The organism is Streptomyces sp. PA03-3a (assembly GCF_033792735.1).
GTDB lineage: Bacteria > Actinomycetota > Actinomycetes > Streptomycetales > Streptomycetaceae > Actinacidiphila.
In genome coordinates this window covers 1-21,558 of record NZ_JARAVM010000050.1, presented here as the reverse complement: position 1 = coordinate 21,558, position 21,558 = coordinate 1, and the positions used below count along the sequence as shown (strand labels likewise).

Below are 21,558 nucleotides of genomic sequence, written 5' to 3'. Positions count from 1 at the left end.
AGACCGTACGGGCGACCGTGCGGTCAGTACCCCGCGAGTTGGAAGTAGGTCGAGATTGCGATGAGCACTCGATGAGCACGCGATGAGTACGCCCATGAAGTAGCGACGGTCCGGCGGACGACCACCCCGGACCTCATGAAGGAGCGAAGTGGCTAAGGTCCGGGTATACGAACTCGCCAAGGAGTTCGGAGTTGAGAGCAAGGTCGTCATGGCCAAGCTCCAAGAACTTGGTGAATTCGTCCGTTCGGCGTCCTCGACGATCGAGGCGCCGGTTGTTCGCAAGCTGACTGACGCACTGCAGGGTTCCGGCGGCGGTTCCGCCTCGAAGCCCTCGGCTGCCAGGCCCGCGGCGCCGCGCAAGGCTGCGCCCGCAAAGCCGTCCACCCCCACTCCGGGTGCGTCGGCCCGTCCCGCTGCCCCGGCCCCGAAGCCGGCCGCGGGACCTGCCCCCATTGCCAAGCCCGCCGGTGGCGCGCCCACGCCGGGCCCGCGCCCGACCCCGGGTCCCAAGCCGGCCCCGGCCAAGCCCGCGCCGGTCACCCCGGTGCCGCAGGCGGAGTTCTCCGCCCCGCCGGCCCCCGCCCCGGCCCAGGAGCGTCCGGCTCAGGAGCGTCCGGCTCAGGAGCGTCCGGCCCAGGCCGAGCGTCCCGCCCAGGAGCGTCCCGCCGCCGGCCGTCCCGGCGCCCCGGGCCCGCGTCCCGGCGCCCGTCCGGCCGGTCCCGGCCAGCGCGACGGCGGCCGTGGCCAGGGTGGCCCCGGTGCCCCGCGCCCCGGCGGCGAGCGTGCGCCCCGTCCGGGTGGTGACCGCGCGGCCCGTCCGGCCGGTCCCCGTCCGGGCAACAACCCCTTCACCTCCGGTTCCACCGGCATGCCGCGCCTGCAGGCGCCGCGTCCCGCCGGCGGTCCCGGTCAGTCCGGTCCGCGCCCCGGTGGCGCTCCGGGCGCGGCCGGTCCGCGTCCCGGCGGCGCTCCCCGCCCCGGCGGCGGCGCTCCCGGCGGTCCGCGTCCGACCCCGGGCGGCATGCCCCGTCCGCAGGGCGGCGGCCCCCGTCCGAACCCCGGCATGATGCCGCAGCGTCCCGCTGCCGGCGGTGCCCCGGGTCGTCCGGGCGGTCCCGGTCGTCCCGGCGGCGGCCCCGGCGCGCGTCCCGGCGGCGGCGCAGGCCGTCCCGGCGGCGGTGGCTTCGCCGGTCGTCCCGGCGGCGGTGGCGGTGCAGGCCGTCCCGGTGGCGGCGGCGGCTTCGGCGGCCCGCGTCCCGGTGGCGGCGCCGGCGGTGGCGGCGGCGGTGGCTTCGCCGGTCGTCCCGGTGGTGGCGGCTTCGGCGGTCGTCCCGGTGGTCCGGGTGGCCGCGGTGGAACACAGGGTGCCTTCGGCCGTGGCCCCGGTGGCCGTCCGGCCCGTGGTCGCAAGTCGAAGCGCGCGAAGCGCCAGGAGTACGAGGCCATGCAGGCCCCGTCCGTGGGCGGCGTGCTGCTGCCCCGCGGCAACGGCGACACCGTGCGCCTCTCTCGTGGCGCCTCGCTGACCGACTTCGCCGAGAAGATCGGCGCCAACCCGGCGTCGCTCGTCCAGGTGATGCTCAACCTCGGCGAGATGGTCACCGCGACCCAGTCCGTCTCCGACGACACGCTGCAGCTGCTCGCCGACGAGATGAACTACACCCTCCAGATCGTCAGCCCGGAGGAGGAGGACCGCGAGCTGCTCGAGTCCTTCGACATCGAGTTCGGCGAGAACGAGGGCGGCGAGGAAGCGCTCGTCGCGCGTCCGCCGGTCGTGACCGTCATGGGTCACGTCGACCACGGCAAGACCCGCCTTCTCGACGCGATCCGCAAGACCAACGTGGTCGCGGGCGAGGCCGGCGGCATCACCCAGCACATCGGTGCCTACCAGGTGGCCACCGAGGTCAACGGCGAGCACCGGGCCATCACCTTCATCGACACCCCCGGTCACGAGGCGTTCACCGCCATGCGTGCCCGTGGTGCCAAGTCCACCGACATCGCGATCCTCGTGGTGGCGGCGAACGACGGCGTGATGCCCCAGACGATCGAGGCGCTGAACCACGCCAAGGCGGCCGACGTGCCGATCGTGGTCGCGGTCAACAAGATCGACGTCGAGGGCGCCGACCCGACGAAGGTGCGCGGTCAGCTGACCGAGTTCGGCCTGGTGGCCGAGGAGTACGGCGGCGAGACGATGTTCGTCGACATCTCCGCCAAGCAGGGCCTGAACATCGACAGCCTCCTGGAGGCCGTGGTCCTGACCGCGGACGCCGCGCTCGACCTGCGCGCCAACCCGGAGCAGGACGCCCAGGGCATCGCGATCGAGGCCCACCTCGACCGCGGCCGCGGCGCCGTGGCGACCGTCCTGGTCCAGCGCGGCACCCTGCGGGTCGGCGACACCATGGTGGTCGGCGACGCGTACGGCCGTGTCCGGGCGATGCTCGACGACACCGGCAACACCGTCGACGAGGCGGGCCCCTCGACCCCGGTCCTGGTGCTCGGTCTGACGAACGTGCCGGGTGCCGGCGACAACTTCCTGGTGGTCGACGAGGACCGTACGGCCCGGCAGATCGCCGAGAAGCGTGCCGCCCGCGAGCGGAACGCGGCCTTCGCCAAGTCCCGCCGCCGGGTCAGCCTGGAGGACCTGGACAAGGTGCTCAAGGCCGGCGAGGTCCAGCAGCTCAACCTCATCATCAAGGGCGACGCGTCCGGTTCGGTCGAGGCCCTGGAGTCCTCGCTGCTCCAGCTCGACGTCGGCGAGGACGTGGACCTGCGTATCCTCCACCGGGGTGTCGGTGCGGTCACCGAGACCGACGTCACCCTGGCGGCGGGCTCCGACGCGATCATCATCGGCTTCAACGTGCGGGCCGAGGGCCGCGCCACGTCGCTGGCCGAGCGTGAGGGCGTCGACGTCCGCTACTACTCGGTGATCTACCAGGTCATCGACGAGATCGAGGCCGCGCTCAAGGGCATGCTCAAGCCCGAGTACGAGGAGGTGGAGCTCGGCACCGCCGAGATCCGCGAGGTCTTCCGCTCCTCCAAGCTCGGCAACATCGCCGGTGTGCTCATCCGCTCCGGCGAGGTCAAGCGCAACACCAAGGCGCGCCTGCTGCGCGACGGCAAGGTCGTCGCGGAGAACCTCAACATCGAGGGTCTGCGGCGCTTCAAGGACGACGTCACCGAGATTCGTGAAGGTTTCGAGGGCGGTATCAACCTCGGCAACTACAACGACATCAAGATCGACGATGTCATCGCGACCTACGAGATGCGCGAGAAGCCTCGCGTCTGATCGGGGTACACCTGACCGGGGCCGGTTGGCGGAGCGTAAATTCCGTCGATCGGCCCCGGCCGTTGCCTTTACTGTGGTGATTGCTGTTCACGGTGTTCGCACCGTTCACGACGAGGCCCCACAGGTCGGCTTGACCTGATACCCATGTATGTAGGGACGCTGTCCTTCGACCTGCTTCTCGGCGACGTCCGCTCGCTGAAGGAGAAGCGGTCCGTCATCCGGCCGATCGTGGCCGAGCTCCACCGCAAGTTCGCGGTGAGCGTCGCCGAGGTCGACCACCACGACCTCTACCGCAGAGCCGAGATCGGCGTGGCGGTCGTGTCCGGGGACCCCGGGCACATCAAGGACGTCCTCGGACGCTGCGAGCGCTGGATGGCCTCGCGTCCCGAGGTGGACCTGCTGTCGGCGCGACAGCGGGTGCACGGGGACGACGACTGACACTCACGTACCGAAGCGTGATGAGAAGAGAGAAGAGCACGCATGACCGACACCGCGCGGGCGCGCAAGCTGGCGGACCGCATCCGGGTCGTGGTCGCGGAGACGCTCCAGAGGCGGATCAAGGACCCGCGGCTGGGCTATGTGACGATCACGGACACCCGGGTCACCGGTGACCTGCGGGAGGCGACCGTCTTCTACACGGTCTTCGGCGACGACGAGGAGCGCGCCGCCTCGGCGGCGGCGCTGGAGAGCGCCAAGGGCGTCCTCCGCTCGGAGGTCGGGCGGCAGACCGGCGTGCGCTTCACGCCCACCCTGACATTCGTGGCCGACGCGGTCCCGGAGAACGCGCGCACGATCGAGGACCTGCTCGCCAAGGCCCGCGAGGCCGACGAGGAGGTCCGCAAGACCGCCACGGACGCCTCCTACGCTGGCGAAGCCGACCCCTACCGCAAGCCGGCGGAGGACGAGGACGCCGACGCCGACGGCGACGACGAGGCGGAGGACGGCGCCCGATGAAGGACGGGCTTGTCATCGTCGACAAGCCGGGCGGGATGACCTCGCACGACATCGTGGCCCGGCTGCGCAGGCTGGCCGGGACGCGGCGCGTGGGGCACGCCGGCACGCTCGACCCCATGGCCACCGGCGTCCTCGTCATCGGCGTCGAGAAGGCCACCCGGCTGCTCGGGCACCTCGCGCTCACGCGCAAGGAGTACGAGGCGACCATCCGGCTCGGCCAGAGCACGATCACCGACGACGCGGAGGGCGAGGTCACGGCCTCGGTCCCCGCGGGCGCAGTCACCCGCGAGGCCATCGACGCGGGCATCGTGCCGCTGACCGGGGACATCATGCAGGTGCCGTCGAAGGTGAGCGCGATCAAGGTCAACGGGGTCCGTTCGTACGCCCGCGTGCGCGGCGGCGAGGACTTCGAGCTTCCGGCGCGGCCGGTGACGGTCTCGGCGTTCGCGGTACGGGGCGTCCGGCACGTGCGGCACGACGGCGGTGACGTGGTCGACGTCGACGTCACCGTCGAGTGCTCCTCCGGCACGTACATCCGGGCCCTCGCCCGCGACCTGGGCGCCGGCCTCGGCGTCGGCGGCCACCTCACCGCGCTGCGGCGCACCCGTGTCGGGCCCTACGGGGCCGATATCGCCCGCACGCTGGAGCAGCTCACGGACGCGTTCGCGGTGCTGCCCATCGCGGAGGCCGCGGCGGCGGCGTTCCCCCGGTGGGACGTGGACGACCGCCAGGCGCGACTGCTGGGCAACGGGGTGCGGCTGGACGCGCCGCCGTCGCTGGGGGCGGTGCCCACGGCGGTGTTCGGGCCGGAGGGGGAGTTCTTGGCGCTGGTGGAAGGGCGGGAGGGGCAGGCGAGGATTCTCGCCAACCTCGGCTGAGTGGCGGTGCGGGTGGGTTGTGGTTGCGGCGCGTTGCTCGTGTGCGGGTTGTTTTGCGCCTGCGGCGGGCGGTTCCCCCGCCCGCCCTCCCTCCCCCAGCCTTCGGCCGGGGGGACCCCCATCCGGCGCGGTTGGTGCGGGCCTCGCGCGTGCGTGGTGGGCCGGGGTCGGGGCCTCCGGGGCTGGGCATTCTGTACCGCATATTCATGTGCATGGCGGGCACCTGCTCTTGCCGCCCCGGGTGCCGCACAACAAGTACCGCCCGCCATGCACGTAGATAACCCAGTCCAGGACGTGCAGCCCCGGGAGGCCCCGCCCCCGGCCCACCCCGCGCGCGCGTAGGCCCGCACCAGCCATCCGGGGCAATCGGGAGGGCGGGCGGGGGATGCCCGCCGCAGGCGCAAACAACCCGCACACGACAATGGGCCGCTCACCCTTCCGCCGGCATCAGCACGAGCGCGCCGGGATGGCCGTGGGCGGGTAAGGCGCGTGCGGGGACCCGGACCGCCTCCTCACCGCCCTCCGGCCGTCAGGCGCCCGACGATACGGAGGGGGCGGGGGAGGTGGGGGCACACCCTCGGCCGAGGGCTCGGGGAGGGAGGGCGGGGGATGCCCGCCGCAGGCGCAAACGACCCGCACACAACAACCGGGCTGCGAGAGGCGCACCCCCGGGTGCGAACGCACCGCGTGCACGCGGCGACACGGGGTGCCCCGGACGACTTCGGGGGCAACCGTGAAGCGCGGGCCCTCCCCCCTGGCGGCCCGCGCTGCACGATCCCCCTCCCCCCGTCCCTATCCACCCCGCAAGATCGATTCACTCCAACGGGCAGGCGCTCGGAGTGAAGAGAGGGAGCGCTTGGGGGCGCTTTCGACGTGGGATCTGTTCTGTCGATCAACGGACGTCTACGGTCGAAACGGGCGCTGTGGCGGGGAGGTGCGCAGATGGCGGTGCTGCCCGCCGATGTTGACAGGGCGCTGGTGCGCGTCCGTGACCTGGCCGGACGGCCGCGGGGGACGGGGTTCCTCGTCGAGGCGCGGGACGGGCGCGGGACGCTCGTGACGAGCCATGAGGCCGTGGACGGACTCGTGCGGCTCGTGCTGCACGCGCACGGGGAACAGACGACCCTCGTCGAGGCGCACGCGATCACGCCGCTGCCGGAGCTGGGGCTCGCGCTCGTGGCGACGGAGGGGCTGGACGTACCGCCGCTGCCCGTGGCCGGGTTCGAGCGGAGCACGGGGCCCGGGCGGGCGGTGCGGCTGCGCGGCACGGGCTGGGTGGAGGCCGCGATCGCGGGGACGGCGCCGGTGACGTACACCGCGACGGACCGCTTCCACCTGCTCGACGCGGCGTACGAGCTCGCCGGCGCGCGCGGGGACGACGAGCCGCTGCGCGCGGTCGCCTCGGGGGAGCCGGTGATCGACGCGGAGACCGGTGCCGTGCACGGTGTCGTCGTGACCGCGCTGCACGCGGGTCGGCGCGCGGGCGGATTCGCGGTGCCGTTGCGGGCGCCCGCGCCGGGCGGGGCGCTCGGGGAGGCGCTGGCGCGCAACGCGGCGACCGTGCCCGCGTACGGGCCGCACCTGAACATCGCCGGGGCGCTGCAGCTGACCGGGACCTCCGTCGCTTCCGCGGCCCGGCCGCGGGCCTGGCGCGAGGCCGTCGTGCGCCCGGACGCGGAGGCGGAGCTGGCGCGTTTCACGGGGGAGGGGTGCGCCCCCGTGCTCGGGCTGGTGGGCGCCCCCGGCAGCGGCCGTACGACCGAGCTGGAGGCGCTGGCAGCGCGGCGTGCCGCGGGCCCGGACCCGGCGCCTACGGTGTGGCTGCGTGGGGCCGAACTCCGCGCGGACGAGGCGGGGTTGAGGGAGGCCGTGGAGCGGGCGCTGGCCGCCGCGGGGCGCATCGTGCACGCCGGGACGGCGCCGGAGCGCGCACCGGCCGACGCGTCGCCCGATGCCGTCGCCCGCCTGGCGCGCGCCGTGGGGCGACCGCTGCTCGTCGTGCTGGACGCTCCCGAGGAGATGCCGCCGCTGCTCGCCCACGCGCTGCCCGAGTGGAGCGCGGAGACGGCGCGCTGGCTGCGCTCCGCCGGGGCGCGGCTGATCGTGGCGTGCCGCCCCGAGTACTGGGAGCAGGCCGGCGCGCTCTTCCCGCCCGGTCTGCTCCACGACGCCGGCACCCCGCCGGGTGCACGGGCGCTGCCCGCGTGCCTGCGCCTCGGCGCCCTGCCGGAGGAGCCCGCGCGGCTCGTCCGGGAGCGCCACGGGCTGCCCGCCGGTGTCCTCGCCGAGCAGGACGCGGCGCACCCGCTGGTGCTGCGGCTGCTGGCGGAGGTCCGGGACGCAGGCGGCGGTCTCATGGGACGGCCGGGCCGTACGGAGGTCTTCGCGGCCCATCTGGACCTGCTGTGCCTGCGGATCGCGGGCCGCATCGCGGCCGCCACGGCCCCCGCGCGGCCGACGGAGGTACGGCGGCTCGCCGCGCGGGTCGCCGGGCAGGCGCACGAGGCGGCCCGGCGCTGCCTGGGCACCGGGCAGGGGGAACTGGACCGGGCGTCCTTCGAGGAGCTGTTCCCGTGGCGCGCCGGCTGGGCGGCCGCGGTGCTCACGGAGGGGCTCGTGGTGCCGGCCGGCGCCGGGTACCGCTTCGCGCACGAGGAGTTCGGCGAGTGGCTGCAGGGCTGCCAACTCGACCTGGACGGGGCGCTGTACGCCCTCGTCCACCGCTGGTCGACCGCTGACCGGGACGGCTGCGCCGACGCCCCCGTACGGCTGCCCGCCCGGGCCGCTGCGCGGCCGCGGCACCGCGCCGTGCCGCCGGTGCCGCCCGCACCGCCGCTCGCCCCGCCCTCCGCGCCGCGCTGTCTTCCCGTGCCGCGGCACCGCATCGGCCCCGTCGTGCAGGCTCTGCTGCTCACGGCCCGCCGCTCGGGGCCGGAGACCCTCGCGCGCCGGCTGCGGCAACTGGTCCTCGTGCTCGACCGCGACGCCGCCGCGCCCGTTCTGCTGGACGGGGTGCCCCGGCCGCGCGGCGGGGGCGACGACGCGGGGCGTGCGGCGGCCCGGCGTGCCGACGCGGTGTGGTGGGCGGCGCACCTGCTGGGCGAGACCCTGCTCGGGGTGCCGGACGCGACGCCGTACCGTGACGTGCTGCGGCTGCTGGCGGAACGCGTCACCGCCCGCTCGATCGAGGCCGGGGGCTTCCACGAGGGCGCGGGTCTGGGGGAGTTCGGGCCGTGGTTCTGGCGGCGGCTGCGGCTCCCGCCGGAGGAGCGCCTGGCGCTGCTGCGGCTGCTGCTACCCGCCGACGGGCCGCCGCGCGCCGCGGACGGCACGCGGGAGCGGTTCCTGACGGCGGCCGGCGAGGTGCTGACCGGGGCGCCGCGGCCGTCGCTGCCCGCGCTGTGCGACTGGTTCACCGACGAACGGCTGCTGCAGTCCGGGCCCTGCGGCCCCCGGCCGACGGTCGCCACCGCGGCGCAGGCCCTGCTCCACACCCACCGGCGGCAGGCGGTGGACGACCTCGCCGAGGCGCTGGCCGCCACCGACCACGCCCGGGCCCGGGAACTGCTGGCGGCCCTCGCCGAGGACGAACCGTCCGCAGTGTGCCGCGCCGTCGACCGCTGGGCCCACGACGACCGGCCGGAACGGCACACCGCCGCGGCCACCTACGGCCTGCTGGCCGCCCCGCACGCCGTGCTCGCCGCCGACCGCGAGCTGCTGCGCTACGCGGCCCTCGCGATCCTGGCCAGACCGGCCGACCGCGCCCTGCACGGAGCCGCGCTCGGCCTCCTGGTGCGGGATCCGGCGACCCGCTCGCTCCATCTGCGCGCCGCCCTGGACGGCTTCGTGGCGGGCGATCCGCTGCTGCCCGCATCGGCGCTCGCCGCGGCCCTGCCCACGCATCCGGAGCAGGTGCTCGCCGCCTTCCACTCCCGCCTGCGCGAACCCGGCCCCGGCGTCGCCGAGGTCCTGCGCGAGCTGGCCGAGGTGTCCACCCCGGCGCTGTCCCGCCGCGCCGCCGCCCTGGTGTGGGACCACCTCGGTCACCGCCCGGAGGACGCCCGGCACGCGGCGGCCTACCTCGACCGCCGCCTGGAGCACGGCCCGGCCGCCCGCGCGGTGCTCCTGCCCCTCGTCACCGGCCTGCTGCGGGAGCATCCGCCGCAGGTGCGCAGAGTGCTGGCGCCCGTGCTGGCCGCTCCGGGCGGCCCTGCCTCGCGCCCGCTGCGCCAGGAGCTGCTGGACGTCCTGCTGGACCAGGAGCGCGACCCGGCCGTGCTGGACGCCCTCCTCGCCGCGGCCGCCGACGGGTGCGCCCGGCGGCCGGCCCCGGCGACCCGTGACCTGGTGCACCGCGTCGGCCTCCTGCTCTGCCGTACGCCCGAGGGCGCGGCCCTCTTCGACCGGCGGCTGGTGCAGCTGGTGAGCGGGTCGCCCGGATTCGGCCGGCAGGTGCGCGGGTGGCTGGCCGCGGACGGCCTCGGCGTCGCGGGCCCTGGGGCGTGGGACGCGGTCATCGGCCCCAGCGCCCGGCGCATGTGCGACCAGCTGGCCCCCGCGGAAGCGGCGGTCCTGTGACCGTCCGGTTCCGGGGTCCCGGCGTCCCGGGTGGGCTGCCGCGGGCGAAACGCCGCCGGAAGGAGCCGGGCGGGATCCGGAACGGCCCCGTCACCGGGGGCGCCGCGCCGGTGGGCTCCGCGGCATGGCAGGCTTGGACCTGCACATCGAAGAACCATCGGCGGTCGAGGAGCGGTCACTGTGCAGCGCTGGCGAGGCTTGGAGGACGTCCCCGAGGACTGGGGACGCAGCGTCGTCACCATCGGCTCGTACGACGGCGTCCACCGTGGGCACCAGCTGATCATCGGCAGGGCTGTCGAGCGCGCCCGCGAGCTGGGCGCCGCGTCCGTCGTCGTCACCTTCGACCCGCACCCCAGCGAGGTCGTCCGCCCCGGCAGCCACCCGCCGCTGCTGGCGGCCCACCATCGCCGCGCCGAGCTGATGGCTGAGCTGGGCGTGGACGCCCTGCTGATCCTTCCGTTCACGACCGAGTTCTCGCAGCTCTCGCCGGGGGACTTCATCCGCACCGTGCTCGTGGACGCGCTCCACGCGCGGGCGGTCGTCGAGGGCCCGAACTTCCGCTTCGGGCACAAGGCCGCCGGTGACGTGGAGTTCCTGTCCGCGATGGGGCTCAAGTACGACTACGAGGTGGACGTCGTCGACCTCTACCTGACGGGCGAGGCGGGCGGCGGCCTGCCGTTCTCCTCCAGCATGACCCGCCGCCTGGTCGCCGAGGGCGACGTGGCGGGCGCGCGCGAGATCCTCGGCCGGCCGCACCGGGTCGAGGGCGTGGTCGTCCGCGGCGCTCAGCGCGGCCGAGACCTCGGCTACCCGACGGCGAACGTCGAGACGCTGCCGCACACCGCGATCCCCGCCGACGGGGTCTACGCCGGCTGGCTGCACGTGGAGGGCGAGGCCATGCCCGCCGCGATCTCCGTCGGCACCAACCCCACCTTCGACGGGACCGCCCGCACCGTCGAGGCGTACGCCATCGACCGCGTCGGGCTGGACCTGTACGGGCTGCACGTCGCCGTCGACTTCCTCGCCTACCTGCGCGGCATGGAGAAGTTCGACACGATCGACGCGCTCCTGGAGCGGATGGCCGACGACGTCAAGCGCGCCCGGGAGCTGGTCGACGCCGACGACGCCACCGGCTGAGCCCGCGGCCGGAGCGCCGCCGACCGACCGGAGAAAGGGCCCGTCCCGCCGTGATGGCGGGACGGGCCCTTTCGTCACTGCTGCTGGGTCCAGCCGGGCGGGATCTGCCCCGGTGCCGGGGGCTGCTGCCCGGGCTGCGCCTCCTGCGGGGGCGGGGGCGGCTGCTGCGTCCAGCCCTGCGGCATGCCGCCCTGCGGGGGCGGGGGCGGGGGCGCGGGCTGCCCGTACGGCTGCTGCTGCGGCGGGTAGCCGCCCTGCTGCGGGGGCATCGGCTGCTGGGCCGGGTACGGCTGCTGCCCCTGCTGTTGCGGGTAGCCGCCCTGCTGCTGCGGCATCGGCTGCGGAGGCGGGTAGACGCCCTGCGCCTGCTGTGCGCGGACGAAGTCCTCGGCGACCAGCGACGCCAGGTGGAAGTACGCCTCCCGGGTCTTCGGCCGCATCATGTCGAGGTCGACCTCGGCGCCCGCGGCGAGGTGCTCGTCGAAGGGCACGACGAGCACGCCGCGGCAGCGGGTCTCGAAGTGCGCGACGATGTCGTCCACCTTGATCATCTTGCCGGTTTCGCGGACGCCCGAGATCACCGTGAGGCTGCGCTGCACGAGGTCGGCGTAGCCGTGCGCACCGAGCCAGTCCAGGGTCGTACTGGCGCTGCTGGCACCGTCCACCGACGGAGTCGAGACGATGATCAGCTGATCGGCCAGGTCGAGCACGCCGCGCATGGCGCTGTAGAGCAGACCGGTGCCGGAGTCGGTGAGGATGATCGGGTACTGCTGGCCGAGCAGGGCCACCGCACGGCGGTAGTCCTCGTCGTTGAAGGTGGTGGAGACGGCCGGGTCCACGTCGTTGGCGATGATCTCCAGACCGGAGGGCGCCTGCGAGGTGAAGCGGCGGATGTCCATGTAGCTGTTGAGCTGCGGCAGCGCCTGGACCAGGTCGCGGATGGTCGCGCCGGTCTCCCTGCGCACCCGGCGGCCGAGGGTGCCGGCGTCCGGGTTGGCGTCGATGGCTAGGATCTTGTCCTGGCGCTCGGACGCGAGCGTGGCCCCCAGGGCGGTGGTGGTCGTCGTCTTGCCGACGCCGCCCTTGAGGCTGATCACCGCGATCCGGTAGCAGGAGAGCACCGGGGTGCGGATCAGTTCCAGATTGCGCTGGCGCTCCTGCTCCTCCTTCTTGGCCCCGATCTTGAAGCGCGACGGCTGGTTGTTGTTCTTGCGCGCCTTCGGCTGCTGGCGCAGCAGCCGGTCCGAGGACAGCTCCACGGCCGCGTTGTAGCCGAGCGGGGCGCCGTGCATGACGCGCTGCTGCTGCTCCGGGCCGGGGCCGCCCCAGCCGGCGGCCGTGCGCGGGTCCACGGGCGGGGTGGCCTGCTGCTGTTGCTGGGGCGGGACAGGCGGCTGATTGTGGGGCTGGGGCTGGGGCTGCACCGGCGGCTGGGGCTGGGGCGGCTGGGGCTGGGCGTAGGGGCCGGGCCCGGGCTGTGGGTAGCCGTAATGCTGCTGCGGCGGCGGGGGGTTCGCACCGTCGGCGTAGGGCGGCATCGGCTGCTGCCCCTGCTGTGGGAACGGACCGGGGCCGGGCGGAGGAACCGGGGGCTGGTGCGGGCCCGGCTGTCCGTACGGCGGCATGGGCGGCTGAGGCTGCGGGGGTTGCGGCTGGGCGTGCGGGCCGGGCCCGGGCTGTGGGTAGCCGTATCCCTGCTGCGGGTAGGGCGGTTGGGGCTGCGGCTGGGGAGGCTGCTGCGTGTTGGGGTCGCCCCAGGGCGCGCCCTGGTGCGGCGGCTGCGGGTAGCCGTAACCGTGCGGCGGCGGGGCCGGCTGGGGGTAGCCGTAACCGTACGGCTGCTGCGGTGCGGGCGTGTCGGGGTCGCCCCACGGCGCGCCCTGGTGCGGCGGCTGCGGGTAGCCGTACCCCTGCTGCGGCGCCTCCTGCGGGGTTGCCGGCTGGTACTCCGGCGGCAGGGGCGGCACCTGGGACTGCGGCGCCGGGGCGGGCGGGGCCGGGGTGACGGGCGGCTGGGGCCCGGCCTGCGGCTCGGACTGCCGCTCAGGGGTGGTCGCGGCCTCCGCCTCGGGCGTCCGCTCGGGCCGGGGCGCGGGGTCCGGCTCCGCGGGAGCGGGCGCCGCCTCGGACGCGACCGGCGCGGGCTCCTCCGCCGGCTGCGCCTCCTCCGGCCGCGGTTCCTCAGGTCCGGCGGGTCCGGGGTCGGCGAAGACCGCCGCCGCGGCGGCCTCGCGGGCGGCGTCGGGGACCGCCGGCGCCGGCTGCGGTTCCGCGGGCGCGGGAGCAGGTGCGGGCGTGGGCGCGGGCGGCTCCTGCGCCGCCGCCGCCGCGACCGCCACCGGTGGGCCGACCGGCGGTCCCACCGGGGGACCGACGGGCGGGGTCACCGGAGCGGCGACCGGGGGACCGACGGGCGGCGGCGGATTCACCGCGGGGCCCGGGGCCGGGGGAGGCGGCGTGCCTCCTCCCGCCTGCTGCGTGTACCAGGACGGCGGCGCGTAGTCGATCTGGAACTCGCCCGTGAGGTCCGCGTCGGACTGATCCCCGTCCGGGACGGCCCCGCCCGTGCGGATGTCGTCCTGATCGCTGCTCACTGTGCCTCCTGGTCAACTGATGTACGCGCCCGGTCCGTCGGAACGGACGCGATTCCCCCGTCTCCGAGTTTCCACGGCACGGCCGCGGGAACTCCGGAAGAGCCTAATCACCCGGCCCGCGGGTAGGGCAAGCGCCGCGGGCATCACGGCAGGCGCGCCGTCGTCATGCCCTGTTTGCCCCGCACGAGGGCAGCGCCGTCCGCGAGTTGACGCGACCGCTGCGGATCCGGGGACCCCTGTGCCCCATGCCCCGTGCCGCGGCCCGGAAACCGCCGCGGCACGAGCGCGTCCCGAACGTCCCGACGGGCCGCCCCGGGATCAGTCCACGCGCCGCGCCGGCCCGAGCAGGCCGGACTCCGCGTCGGTGGGCTGCGTCATGACGAACTGCCGGTGCTTGCGCGTGCACCACATCGTCACGTTGTCGCCGAGCGTCGGCAGCGCGGTCACGTCGGCCTCCGAGAGCCCCATGATCTGGCCGATGACCTCGGCCTCCTGGGGTGAGACGCGCTGCAGCCCGACCACGTCGGCGCCGGCGAGCAACCGCGGGGCCGACGGCCCGAGGTACGGCAGCAGCGTCATCACCGACTGCCAGGACTGCGCCGCCACCCGGCTGCGCGGCGGACGGGCGCCGCAGTCGCGGACGATGACGACGGGGCTGTGCACCGAGGGTCCCTGCGGGGCGATCCGCCCCACCTCGTGGACCGTCACGCACTGCTGGCCGCCGCCCGCCGCCTGCGCCATCGGCGCCCACGACTGGGGACGGGCGGTCTCCACCGCGACCCGTGCGCCGGTCGCGGCCGCGCGCAGCGACAGCACCTGCGCCAGCCACATGCTGCCGACCAGCACCACGTCGAGCCGCGCCGGGCGGCTCAGCGCCAGCACGGCGGGCCCGCCGGCGGCGTCGATCCCGATGACGACACCGTCGTCACCGATCGGCAGGGACAGCCCGGCGAGTTGCCCGGGTGACAGGGTGTGCCGGTCGCGGCGCGGTCCGAGCAGCCCGAACGCGGCACGCAGCGTGCGCCGTCCGGCGCCGGCGAGCGAGGAGCCGCGCGGGTCGGAGCCCTGCGGCAGGTGCGAGGGGCGCGGTTCGGCGCCGGCGGGGAAGCCGGAGCCCGCACCGGGGCGCTGTCCGCCGAAGGCGGGAACGGTCGGAGCCGACATCAGCGGGTACCTCCCAAGGGCAGCGTGGCGAGGATGCCGGGTACCTGCTCGCGGTCCAGCCGCACCAGGCTCAGTCGGGAGGCGTGTGCGCTGTCCTCCAACTGGCGTCGCGCCTCGACGAGTTCGTTCTCACTGCGACCGGTCAGCCGTACGTATCCCGACAGCAGCGTGGCCCGGCTGCCGCCGGGTGACAGGACCAGCGAGAAGGTGCTGGCCAGCGCGGGGGAGGAGGTCAGCAGGCCGACCAGGTCGGGCAGCGCGGTGGCTCCGGAGCCCAACTGCGGCCAGCGGCCCACCCAGTAGGTGGAGTGCCAGCGGTCGTCGCACCGCCACGCCCGCGCGCTCTCCGAGGTGCGGCGCGCCTGGCGGCTGCCGTCGAGGGCCGCGCCGCCCGTCGTGGCGAGCGGGTTCACGCAACTCGACGTCGCCACCGCGGCGATGATCTCGGGCTCGGACAGGACCCGGGCCTCGAGGCCGGTGCCCACCAGCCGGCTCACCAGGTGGTCGGCGGCCCGCAGCAGGGCGCGCCGCGCCCCGGCCATGCCGCCGCCGCGCGCCTGGACCGCCTCCGGGCACAGTTCGGGGTCGAGCTTGATCGCGATCCAGGTGAGCCGCAGCCCCGGCGTCCGGCTCTGCGCCTGCAGCGGTGCGTAGGAGCGGGCGGCCACCGCCTGCGGGGGCAGGTGCGGAGCGGGGGCGGGCTGGGTGTGCTGGACGACCTGCACCGACGCCAGCCGGATGTCGTCCACCGTCAGCAGGCCGTTCAGCAGGTCCAGGGGGAGCGAGCGGACGCCGCGTGCCGGACGCAGCGGCTCGTCGACCGCCTGCACCTGGACCACCGCGGTCAGGAAGGTGCCGTCGCCGACCATGCCGATCTCGCGCTGCTCGCGCTCGTCGGTGTACCCGTAGGTGCGCAGCGCCGGATCGCACTCCACGGCCGGCACGAATCCGGGGTCGGTCCCCTGCGGGACGCCGACGGCGTTGCGCCGCTGACGGGCCTTCAGCGCCCGGGCGGCGGACATCCAGTCCGGCATCGGGCGGCCGCGCCGGCGCAGCAGGCCGAACAGCACGAGCGGCACGGCGACGACCGCGGCCACGACCGGCCCGACCACCTGGTGGATCAGCCATCCGCCCAGCAGCAGTGCGAGTGCCAGCTCGATCAGTACGAGCTGCTGCACCCGCACCGGGCCTATGCTCCCGGGCCTGCGGGTCATCACCGGCGCCGCGGCCCCGACCCGTGCCGCGGGGGCGCCGCCCGGGGTGTCCCCGGGGGGCCCGGTGTGCTGCTGCGCTGGCTCGTCGCCCGGACTGCGCCGGGACCTGGTCGCGGTGGTCATCCCCCGTACAACCCTTCTGCTACTGCCGGTACCTGTGCCGCGTGGGCGGCGTCCCGCGCCGGCCGGCGCTCGCTCGCGTCCGCTCGCCCGGCCGGCGCGGGACGCTCAGGGCGCCGCTGGCGGGCCGATCGCGCTACCCCGTACCGTACGGTGCGATCGTCACACGGCATAGTAGGGGTCCCCTTCGCCACAGCCGTCACCGCAGCGGACGGACGGGCCCGGGGAGCGCCACGACAAGCAGCGACATACGGGGAGTTGACGCAGGGATGGCGACACGTCGGGATGAGCTGAACGCCTACTCGTTCGCGCGCAGGCGCACGGTGGCCGCGTTCCTCCAGCCCTCCCCGCACGGTTCGGAGGAGGCCGCCCCGCGTCCGCTGAAGACCGTCGCCCCGAGCCTCGTCGTGGGCCTGCTGGTCGTCGTCGGCTTCGGATTCTGGGGCATATTGAAGCCCGCCGCGCCCAAGGGCTGGGACACCCCGGCCCAGAAGGTCATCGTCGGCGACGAGTCCACCACGCGTTATGTCGTGCTGAAGACCAACGGCGAGGCCCAGCTGCACCCCGTGCTCAACCTCGCCTCCGCCCGACTGCTCCTCGACCCCGAGAAGTTCGAGGTCATCAAGGTCAAGGAGTCGGTGCTCGACAACAGCGGGATGACGCTGGGCACCACCATCGGCATCCCCTACGCCCCGGACCGGCTGCCCGGTCAGGCCGACGCGGGCAAGCCCAAGACGTGGGCGCTGTGCGAGACCCCGGGCGGCGGCACGGACCGTTCGGCGCAGCGGGCGGTGCTCGTCGTCAACCAGCAGAAGCCCAAGGAGGCGGCCCTCGTCGGGGGCGGGAACCGGCTCCGCGACGACGAGGCCATGTACATCGAGGTGCCGGGCGGCGCCCAGTACCTGGTGACGGACCGGGGCTTCACCTACCTGCTCGGCGGCCCCGGCTGGAAGCAGCAGAAGGACTTGGTCAACACCCTGCGCCAGGTCATCTTCGGCGCCTCCGCCCAGCCGCAGAAGGTCGACGCCGACTTCCTGTCGACCCTGAACAACGTGCCGGGCGCCGGCATCACCTTCCCGACGGTCGACGGCATGGGCGAGGCGTCCACCGCCCCGGGCCTGAGCCCCGAGCACGCCAAGGTCGGCCTGGTGCTGAAGGCCAACGACGACCAGTACGTGGTGCAGCGGGACCGGGTCGTCCGCGTCACCGACTTCATGGCGAAACTGCTGCTGAACAGCACTCAGGCGAGGTCCCTGTACAGCGGGTCGCCGGAGCCGGTCTCCGTCAACGTGGGCGAAGTCACCTCGGCCCGGGCGAGCGAGACCTTCATGGACGAGCTCGGCTGGCCCGAGAAGGCGGTCACGCAGGCCAACACCCAGGACGAGAAGGACGGCCGCAGGGTCGCCTGCAGCGTGTACAGCGGCGTCGACGACAAGCTCACCAAGATGCCGGCGATGACCATGTGGGCAGGGAAGAAGTTCCCCCGGGACGTGGCGCAGAGCGGTACGAACACCTACGTCTCGCCAGGTAGCGGCATCTTCTACAAGGCGTACGACGGTACCGACAAGCGCATCGGGTCCATCTTCCTGGTCACCGACACCGGCCTGCGCTACTCGGTGCCGACGACCGGCGACAGCGACAGCGGCGGCGCCGCGAAGCAGGACGACGCGGTCGGCGTCGTGCAGACCAAGCTCGGCTACGCGAAGAACTCCCCGGTGCCGGTACCGCGGATCTGGTCGGACCTTCTCGCGAGCGGGCCGACGCTCGACGTGAACGCGGCGAAGCAGGCTCAGGGCTCCTGAACAGGTATTTCCGCGGACGTTCACGGGTATTGATTGAGTATTGGACAATCCATTGGCCAAGCCATCAACACCCGTGGCACCGTGAGGGTTTGGTGATGAAGGTCAGGATCCCGATACGGAACCGGGTATCTGTTCGCCTTGTCACTGCTATTGGCTAGAGTTGAAGAGCGGCGACATCTTCCGATGTACGTCGAATCCGATCTTCTACGTCTCATGGGGGACGCGACACATGGCTGGACAGCAGTTCACCATGACCGAGGAGGAGATGGTTGCGTTCAGCAACCGCATCTCCACGGTCAACTCCTCGATCCAGGGCGAGATCCGCCGCCTCCAGACCGTGATCGACACGATCACCTCCGGGTGGAAGGGTTCCGCCGCCACGGCGTACAACAACCTGCAGTCGCAGGTGAACCAGGACGCCAACAAGATCAACCAGATCCTGGGCGACATCAAGGAAGCCGTGGACGCGAGCACCAAGAACTACTCCGCCTCGGAAGAGGAGCAGCGCGCGTCCATCCAGGGCATCTCGGCGCAGGGTGGCAACCCGTTCGGATGACCGTCCCCGCGCGGTGACCTGACGCCGCGCCGGCCGGATCACGCGTCCGAATCCAACATCTGAGGAGACATCACATGTCCGGGCAGATCCTGGTCAACTTCCAGACCATCTCCCAGGCCGCGACCGACGTGCGGACGACGGCCAACAACATCAAGCGCCAGCTGGACGACCTCGAGGCCGGCGTGAAGAAGATCGCGACGACGTGGGAGGGCTCCGCGCAGGAGGCCTACCGCGCCAAGCAGACCGAGTGGGACCAGCGCGCCGCGTCCATGCACCAGACGCTGGAGGCCATCGCCCGTGCCCTCGACACGGCCGCGCAGAACTACCAGGCCACCGAGAACAAGAACCGGCAGATCTGGGGCTGACCGCGCGCCTGGCCGCGTAGGACGTGAAGAGGGCGGGCGTGTACGGGAGACGTACGTGCTCGCCCTCGTCGGCGGTTTGACCACGAACCGCACACAACGGGAGGACGGAACACCAGTGGGATCGCACGCCGTGGGGCGCCACGCCGCAATCGCCGCAGCAGCGGCGCTCGCCGCCTTCGGCCTGCCGGCCTCCGGTGTCCCCCACGCACCGGCCGTGGGTGACGTACGCACGGTCCTCGCCGACGACGGCGACAACGAGTGGTTCCAGATCGACGACACCCAGTGCTCGTTCCCGTCCGACGTGATCAAGGGCAGGCCCTGGTCGCTGCAGCGCATCGTCCTGGACCAGTTGTGGAAGGACACCCAGGGCCTCGGGGTGGTCGTCGCCGTCATCGACACGGGCGTCGACAAGGGCAACCGGCAACTCGCCACCGCCATCAAGTTCGGCGCCGGCAAGGACCTGATCGACGACAAGGGCGACGGCACCAAGGACCTGGTCGGCCACGGCACCAAGGTCGCCGGCATCATCGCCGCCCGGCCCGCCAGGGACACCGGATTCGTCGGCATCGCCCCGCGCGCGTCGATCCTCGCCATCCGCCAGAACGACAACCAGGGCGGCGGTACGGTCAGGACCATGGCCGAGGCGATCAGGCACGCCGTGAACAAGGGCGCCAAGGTCATCAACATCTCGCAGGACACCGCCTCGGCGATGCCGCCCGACTCCGCGCTGGAGCAGGCCGTCGAGTACGCCAAGGACCGCGACGCCCTGATCGTCGCCTCCGCCGGCAACGACGGCGCGAGCGGCGAGGTCAAGCTGACCTACCCCGCCTCCTACGACGGCGTCCTCGCGGTGGGCGCCTCCGACCGCGACAACGCCCGCGCCAACTTCTCGCAGCCCGGACCCTTCGTGGGCGTCGCCGCCCCCGGCGTCGACATGGTCTCCACCGTCCCCTACGGCGGCCACTGCATCGACCAGGGCACCAGCTTCTCCGCGCCGTACGTCGCCGGCGTCGCCGCCCTCGTCCGGGCCAAGCACCCCGACTGGACGTACCGCCAGGTCATCACCCAGATCGAGCAGACCGCGGACCGCAGCAAGCCGGGCCGCGACGACTTCGTCGGCTGGGGCGTCATCGACCCCGTGGCCGCCGTCAACGACGACGCCACCACCCCGAAGGACGCCCCGACGCCGGACCCCGTGGTCAACGCCGGGGCCCACGAGAAGATCGAGGCGGCGACCGTCATCCTCGGCGAGAGCCCCAAGGAACGCACCGAGCGCTACGCCGTCTACACGGTCGGCGGCGCCGCCGGCGGTGTCGCGCTGCTCGTGGGCGGCGGCGTGGTGCTGGGCGACTGGCGTCGCAAGCGAGGGATCACCACATGAGTAGGAACGGGGAAGCGACACGATGAGTGACCAGTACAAGGTCGATCTGAGTGAGCTTGAGGACACGATCACCAAGCTCAACGGCGTGCTCAGCAGCATGGGCAGCGCGAAGTCCTGCGCGGTGAACCAGACGTTTCTGCCCCCGGGCGCACTGGGCTCCGCCGAGTTCGTCGAGGCGAAGGAGCTGACCGACGCCCACGACGCGATGAAGCGCTACCTCGAGGACATCATCCATGTCGTGCACGGGGTCATGGACGATTTCGGCAAGAACACCAAGAAGGCGCACGGCCATTACTCGAACGCCGAATACGACACCCAGACGGGCATGTCCGGCGGCTGAGCAGCGTGTCCCGACGAACCGAATGTGATCCACGAGGGGGTTGTGAACGATGGGTGACGAGCTGTCCTACGAGTACCGCGAGGCGGAGAAGATGTGCTTCGCCGGCGAGGTGAAGACGCCCTTCGCCACGGGCAAGAACATGGACGAGATGAAGGCCATGCTCGCCAACGCCAACCCGGACACCGTGGAGAGCGTGGCCCACGCCTGGGGACGCGTCCACGACATGCTGGTGAAGGGCGACGGCAGCGTCAAGGCGGTCTTCGACAAGGCCGTCGACCACATCCTCCAGCACTGGGAGGGGGCCGCCGCAGAGGGGTTCGCGACCAAGGCGAAGAAGATCAGCAAGCAGATCGACAACACGGCGACCTACGCCCACTACACCTCCACCGCGATGCAGAGCGCCGCCAATGTGCTGCGGCCTGTCAAGGCGGAGGTCGACAGTATGGAGAAGCCGAGCACGCTCGCGAGCATGGGTGACAAGCTCACCGACGGCTTCGACCGCAACGAGGACTGGCAGCGGGAAATCCGCGACAACCGGGGTGCACAGAGCGCCCTGGACAACCATGAGGGCAGTCTCTCGGCGGGCAAGGAAGCCCAGTTGAAAATGGCGGCCCGGATGGAGACGCTGGCCCTCACCTACACTGCGCAGTCCAAGAGCATGGGCCAGTGGAACAATCGGATCGACGATCCGGAGGATTACCCTCCGACGCCGGTTGGGCAACCCCCAGTCCCTGTCGTCGTTCCCACCACTCCGTCACGTTCGGTCGAACGCCCGAAGCCGAGCTCCCGCAACAGCGTGACGGGGACTACCGGTGGGACGGCCAAGCCCTCCTCGAACGTGAAGTCTCCGCGTGACACGGGCATCACCGGCGGCCTCCCGAAGCCGGCCGCCAGTACGAAGCCTCAGGTCGGCACGGCGATCGACGGGATCGTGGCTCCTCCTGGCGCGGCGACGGGCACCGGCGGGGGGACGGCCGGCGCCGGTGGCGGGGGTGTGGGAACGGGAGGCACGGTCGGTGGCGGTGCCGGTGGGGCGGCCGGCGGACTCCCCGGCGGAGTGGCCGGTGCCGGTCTCGGAGCTCGGGGTGGTGCGGGAGCCCGCGGTGGATCCGCCGGAGCCGGTGCGCGCGCCGGTGCGGCGGGGCGCGGCGGGATGCCGGGCGCCGGCGGTGCGGGCGCGGGTGCGGGC

The 21,558-nt window shown here is 73.6% G+C and carries 15 protein-coding genes; 12 read left to right on the top strand and 3 right to left on the bottom strand.

Features of this window, described 5'->3' with window-relative positions:
- The first annotated feature begins 148 nt into the window (after window positions 1-148).
- The 6 genes from infB to PV342_RS36945 all read left to right on the top strand — a co-directional run bounded on the left by infB (window position 149) and on the right by PV342_RS36945 (window position 10,833).
- Window positions 149-3,286 carry a translation initiation factor IF-2 gene (infB, locus tag PV342_RS36970; protein ID WP_500320531.1) on the top strand — a complete coding sequence of 1,046 codons (3,138 nt, stop codon included), beginning with the start codon at window positions 149-151 and terminating at the stop codon, window positions 3,284-3,286.
- Window positions 3,287-3,430: 144 nt separating this feature from the next.
- On the top strand, window positions 3,431-3,724 hold the full coding sequence (locus PV342_RS36965) for a DUF503 domain-containing protein (protein WP_018562639.1): 294 nt from the start codon (window positions 3,431-3,433) through the stop codon (window positions 3,722-3,724).
- Window positions 3,725-3,766: 42 nt separating this feature from the next.
- Window positions 3,767-4,240 (top strand): 30S ribosome-binding factor RbfA, encoded by a 474-nt coding sequence (gene rbfA / locus PV342_RS36960; RefSeq protein ID WP_400808515.1) that lies wholly within the window; start codon window positions 3,767-3,769, stop codon window positions 4,238-4,240.
- On the top strand, window positions 4,237-5,118 hold the full coding sequence (gene truB, locus PV342_RS36955; RefSeq protein WP_500320529.1) for a tRNA pseudouridine(55) synthase TruB: 882 nt from the start codon (window positions 4,237-4,239) through the stop codon (window positions 5,116-5,118). The genes rbfA and truB overlap by 4 nt, the downstream gene beginning before the upstream one ends.
- 942 nt (window positions 5,119-6,060) lie before the next feature.
- Window positions 6,061-9,696, top strand: coding sequence for a serine protease (locus PV342_RS36950; protein ID WP_500320527.1), 3,636 nt, complete (start codon window positions 6,061-6,063; stop codon window positions 9,694-9,696).
- Window positions 9,697-9,876: 180 nt separating this feature from the next.
- Window positions 9,877-10,833: a bifunctional riboflavin kinase/FAD synthetase gene (locus PV342_RS36945; protein ID WP_037732878.1), complete on the top strand. Its 957-nt coding sequence runs from the start codon at window positions 9,877-9,879 to the stop codon at window positions 10,831-10,833.
- Window positions 10,834-10,907: 74 nt separating this feature from the next.
- Here PV342_RS36945 and PV342_RS36940 read toward each other — a convergent pair whose 3' ends face one another.
- From PV342_RS36940 to eccE, 3 genes are all read right to left on the bottom strand, one after another.
- Entirely contained in the window at window positions 10,908-13,427 is a 2,520-nt protein-coding gene (locus PV342_RS36940; protein ID WP_500320525.1) for an SCO5717 family growth-regulating ATPase, read from the bottom strand.
- Between the two features lie 318 nt (window positions 13,428-13,745).
- Window positions 13,746-14,591 (bottom strand): hypothetical protein, encoded by an 846-nt coding sequence (locus PV342_RS36935; RefSeq protein ID WP_386994718.1) that lies wholly within the window; start codon window positions 14,589-14,591, stop codon window positions 13,746-13,748.
- The gene (eccE, locus tag PV342_RS36930) at window positions 14,591-15,928 is read right to left on the bottom strand and encodes a type VII secretion protein EccE (protein ID WP_500320524.1); all 1,338 of its coding nucleotides are present in this window, start codon (window positions 15,926-15,928) and stop codon (window positions 14,591-14,593) included. Before eccE ends, PV342_RS36935 begins: the two co-directional genes overlap by 1 nt.
- Window positions 15,929-16,194: 266 nt before the next feature.
- Here eccE and eccB point away from each other — a divergent pair, with 266 nt between their 5' ends.
- From eccB to PV342_RS36900, 6 genes are all read left to right on the top strand, one after another.
- Window positions 16,195-17,727 carry a type VII secretion protein EccB gene (eccB, locus tag PV342_RS36925; protein WP_400808527.1) on the top strand — a complete coding sequence of 511 codons (1,533 nt, stop codon included), beginning with the start codon at window positions 16,195-16,197 and terminating at the stop codon, window positions 17,725-17,727.
- A gap of 229 nt (window positions 17,728-17,956) precedes the next feature.
- A complete protein-coding gene (locus tag PV342_RS36920) occupies window positions 17,957-18,283 on the top strand; it encodes a WXG100 family type VII secretion target (RefSeq protein WP_026251651.1) in 327 nt (108 codons plus the stop codon).
- A gap of 74 nt (window positions 18,284-18,357) precedes the next feature.
- Window positions 18,358-18,648 (top strand): WXG100 family type VII secretion target, encoded by a 291-nt coding sequence (locus PV342_RS36915; RefSeq protein ID WP_018562629.1) that lies wholly within the window; start codon window positions 18,358-18,360, stop codon window positions 18,646-18,648.
- A gap of 115 nt (window positions 18,649-18,763) precedes the next feature.
- Complete coding sequence (gene mycP, locus PV342_RS36910; RefSeq protein ID WP_500320523.1) at window positions 18,764-20,029, top strand: type VII secretion-associated serine protease mycosin; 1,266 nt, start codon at window positions 18,764-18,766, stop codon at window positions 20,027-20,029.
- A 22-nt stretch (window positions 20,030-20,051) separates the two neighbouring features.
- On the top strand, window positions 20,052-20,369 hold the full coding sequence (locus tag PV342_RS36905; protein WP_400808534.1) for a hypothetical protein: 318 nt from the start codon (window positions 20,052-20,054) through the stop codon (window positions 20,367-20,369).
- Window positions 20,370-20,460: 91 nt separating this feature from the next.
- Window positions 20,461-21,558, top strand: a 1,098-nt coding sequence (locus PV342_RS36900; RefSeq protein WP_500320522.1) for a hypothetical protein, incomplete at its 3' end; no start/stop codon positions are given.

What these genes read in the sequence shown, in the direction of transcription:
- rbfA (WP_400808515.1), top strand. Translation starts at nt 3,767, where the DNA reads ATGACCGACACCGCGCGGGCGCGCAAGCTGGCGGACCGCATCCGGGTC.
- PV342_RS36920 (WP_026251651.1), top strand. Translation starts at nt 17,957, where the DNA reads ATGGCTGGACAGCAGTTCACCATGACCGAGGAGGAGATGGTTGCGTTC.
- eccB (WP_400808527.1), top strand. Translation starts at nt 16,195, where the DNA reads ATGGCGACACGTCGGGATGAGCTGAACGCCTACTCGTTCGCGCGCAGG.
- truB (WP_500320529.1), top strand. Translation starts at nt 4,237, where the DNA reads ATGAAGGACGGGCTTGTCATCGTCGACAAGCCGGGCGGGATGACCTCG.
- PV342_RS36935 (WP_386994718.1), bottom strand. Translation starts at nt 14,591, where the DNA reads ATGTCGGCTCCGACCGTTCCCGCCTTCGGCGGACAGCGCCCCGGTGCG.
- PV342_RS36915 (WP_018562629.1), top strand. Translation starts at nt 18,358, where the DNA reads ATGTCCGGGCAGATCCTGGTCAACTTCCAGACCATCTCCCAGGCCGCG.
- PV342_RS36950 (WP_500320527.1), top strand. Translation starts at nt 6,061, where the DNA reads ATGGCGGTGCTGCCCGCCGATGTTGACAGGGCGCTGGTGCGCGTCCGT.
- eccE (WP_500320524.1), bottom strand. Translation starts at nt 15,928, where the DNA reads ATGACCACCGCGACCAGGTCCCGGCGCAGTCCGGGCGACGAGCCAGCG.
- PV342_RS36965 (WP_018562639.1), top strand. Translation starts at nt 3,431, where the DNA reads ATGTATGTAGGGACGCTGTCCTTCGACCTGCTTCTCGGCGACGTCCGC.
- PV342_RS36905 (WP_400808534.1), top strand. Translation starts at nt 20,052, where the DNA reads ATGAGTGACCAGTACAAGGTCGATCTGAGTGAGCTTGAGGACACGATC.